This window comes from uncultured Chitinophaga sp., from assembly GCF_937874145.1.
Lineage (GTDB): Bacteria > Bacteroidota > Bacteroidia > Chitinophagales > Chitinophagaceae > Chitinophaga.
In genome coordinates, this window is record NZ_CALNBI010000438.1 from 1 (window position 1) to 3,001 (window position 3,001).

Annotated in this window: 3 protein-coding genes and 1 pseudogene; all 4 read left to right on the forward strand. The window is 56.8% G+C overall.

Annotated features, from left to right (window positions below; translation table 11 throughout):
* Positions 1-59 precede the first annotated feature (59 nt).
* Positions 60-518, forward strand: a pseudogene (locus tag Q0510_RS21090) (S16 family serine protease); the annotation flags it as partial.
* Between the two features lie 169 nt (positions 519-687).
* The gene (porQ, locus tag Q0510_RS21095; RefSeq protein ID WP_298716045.1) at positions 688-1,755 is read left to right on the forward strand and encodes a type IX secretion system protein PorQ; all 1,068 of its coding nucleotides are present in this window, start codon (positions 688-690) and stop codon (positions 1,753-1,755) included.
* Positions 1,756-1,784: 29 nt separating this feature from the next.
* Positions 1,785-2,555, forward strand: coding sequence for an ABC transporter ATP-binding protein (locus Q0510_RS21100; protein ID WP_298716046.1), 771 nt, complete (start codon positions 1,785-1,787; stop codon positions 2,553-2,555).
* Positions 2,556-2,565: 10 nt separating this feature from the next.
* On the forward strand, positions 2,566-3,001 hold a 436-nt coding region (locus tag Q0510_RS21105), incomplete at its 3' end, for a hypothetical protein (RefSeq protein WP_298716048.1).

The following is a 3,001-nucleotide window of genomic DNA, read 5'->3' on the forward strand; positions in this document are numbered from 1 at the left end:
AGAACGTCGACTTCGGTCGATTCCCGTCCCGGGTCTTCGCGATCAACCAGGCCTGGCTCCAGTTGGCGCTGACCGGCAACCTGGGCAATGTGATGAAGGAATCAGCCGTAACGGCCCTCAGCTGGCTGCAGGCCAATGCATTGAACTATAAGATCGATCCGAAAACGTTCCAGCAGAAGACCATCCACGTGCACGTTCCGGAAGGGGCGGTGCCGAAAGACGGTCCCAGTGCGGGCATCACCATGCTCACGGCCCTGGCTTCGGTGTATACCGGCCGCAGGGTGAAACCTTACCTGGCGATGACGGGCGAGATCACGTTGCGCGGGCAAGTGTTGCCGGTGGGCGGTATCAAGGAAAAGATCCTTGCGGCCAAGCGTGCCGGTATCAAGGAAATCATCCTTTGCTGGCAGAATGAAAAAGATATTGTGGATATCAACCCCGACTATATCAAGGGGCTGAAATTCCATTATGTGCGCGAAATGAACCAAGTGCTCGAAACTGCGTTATTAAAGAGGTAAAACGCGCGGTGCGTTACTCCTGACACAGCCGTGCAACCATAAGTTCACTTGAAAAAGTGAGCGCATGTTGATTGTTTAAGGGTTTGAATAGAGCCATCTGTGATAGGATGGCTTTATTCTTTTTATACCGTTCAAGTTGTAACTTGCCGCCCTAACCGCGCATGCGCCTGTGAAACTCCGATTCCTCATCATATGGCTGTTGCTCCCCTTTTTCGCCGGCGCCCAGGTGCTGGGCGGGCGGCAATCGTACGCCTTCCTGGAACTGCCGCCATCGCCGCAGATCACCGCGTTGGGTGGCGCCAACGTGGCCATCCAGGGCAGCGACGTGAGCACGGCGCTGCTCAATCCCGCGTTGCTCAGGCCGGAGATGGGCGGGCAATTGCAGGTGAATATGGCCGGGTATAACGGGGGGATCAAGTACATGCATACGGCTTTCGGGGCGTATGCGCCGGGGATCGGGACCAGTTTTGCTGCGAGCCTCCAGTACGTGGGGTACGGCACCATCCAGCATACCGATGTAACGGGGAATGTGATGGGGAGCTTCCGCCCGGTGGACTTCTCCTTCCAGCTCACCGCCTCCCGCCGCTACCTCGAAAAATGGCACTACGGCCTCACCCTCAAATACATCCGCAGCAAATATTTCGATTACGGCTCCACCGGCATCGCCGCCGACGTGGGTATTACCTTTACCGACAGCACCCGCGGCTGGCAGGCGGGGCTGGTGGCCACCAATATGGGTACGCAGTTCAGCAAATACGCGCCGGACGAAAACGCAACGCTGCCCTTCGATCTGCAGGTGGGCGTTTCGAAGAAGCTTGCGCATGTGCCCATCCAGTTGTCGGCCACCATCCATCATCTCCACCAGTTCGATATCCGCTACGAAGGGCCCGACCTGCGCGACGAGCTGCAGATCGAAAACGGCGACACCCTGCGCACAGGGGGCCGGGGCATCGACAATCTCTTCCGGCATTTCGTGCTGGCCGCACAGTGGAACATCGGGAAGCATATCGAGCTGACGGGCGCATACAACCATCTCCGCCGCCAGGAATTATCGCTGCCCGAGCGCCGGGGAATGAGTGGTTTCTCCATGGGCGTGGGGCTGGTGGTGAAGAAATTCCAGTTGCGGTATGCCCGCAGCTGGTACCAGCGTTCCATTGGCTTTCACCATATCGGCGCCAGTATTCCTTTGCAACAGTGGGCAGGAATCGGTATTTTCGAAAAAAGAGCGGACCGTTAAACCCAATCCGCGGATACATACACATGCACATGCAACCAGTTATCGCCATACGGAACCTGCACAAAAGCTTCGGGGACAAACAGGTGTTGAAAGACATTAACCTGGAGGTCCGTCCGGGTGAGATCATCGGATACATCGGCCCGAATGGCGCGGGGAAGTCGACCACCGTGAAGATATTGATCGGCCTGCAGGGGGATTTTGAGGGAGAAGTCAGCGTACTGGGGCACGACCTCCGCACCGATACCCTGGCCGTCAAATCCCTCACGGGATATGTGCCCGAGAACGCAGAGATCTACGAAGTGCTCACGCCCATGGAATACCTTTCCTTTACCGGGAAGCTGTACGGGCTCGAAGATGCCGTTATCGCGGAGCGGGGGCAGCGCATGCTGCAGGCCTTCGGGCTGCTGGAAAACAAAGACCAGCGGATGGACACCTTTTCCAAAGGCATGCGCCAGAAAGTGCTGATTATTTCAGGATTGCTACACAACCCGCAGATCGTGATCCTCGACGAACCACTGTCGGGCCTGGACGCCAATGCGGTGATCATCGTGAAGGAAATCATTACCCTGCTCAAGAAAGAAAACAAAACCATATTCTATTGCTCGCATATGATGGACGTGGTGGAAAAGGTGGCGGACAGGATCGTGCTGATCGACGAAGGCCGCATCGTGGCCGACGGCACGTTCCGGCAGTTGCAGCAGCAGGAGGGTGAGACGCTTGAACAAGTGTTTGCCCGGCTGACCGGCAAGCAGCAGCTGAGCGAGCAGGCGGATCAATTCATCAACGCCCTCGGGCAATAAACCCCCGTTCATGAACAAGATAATGCTGGCGATGGTGGGGTGGCTGAACCCTTTGTGGCGCGGGCTGGGCGTGGATGTGGCGCAATTGCGCAACATCCTGCACACCAAGCTCATGATCGACGACCGGCGCCCCAATGTATATAACCGCGGTTCCCGCCAGAGTACGAAACCCGTGCGCAACAGTGCTGTTTACACGATGGTGCTGTCGTTGCTGATCGGGATGATCTACCTGTCCGTTTTCAGTGTAACGACCGATGTGCGGCTACAGGCTTTCCTGTGGTTTTCGGCGTATTTGCTCACGATGTGCATCACGCTGATCACGGATTTCTCTTATGTATTGATCGACCCGCGGGATAATTACATCCTGTTGCCGCGGCCGGTGAGCGACCGCACGCTGGTGGTGAGCCGGTTGCTGCATATCGCGCTGCATATTTCGAAGATCGCGG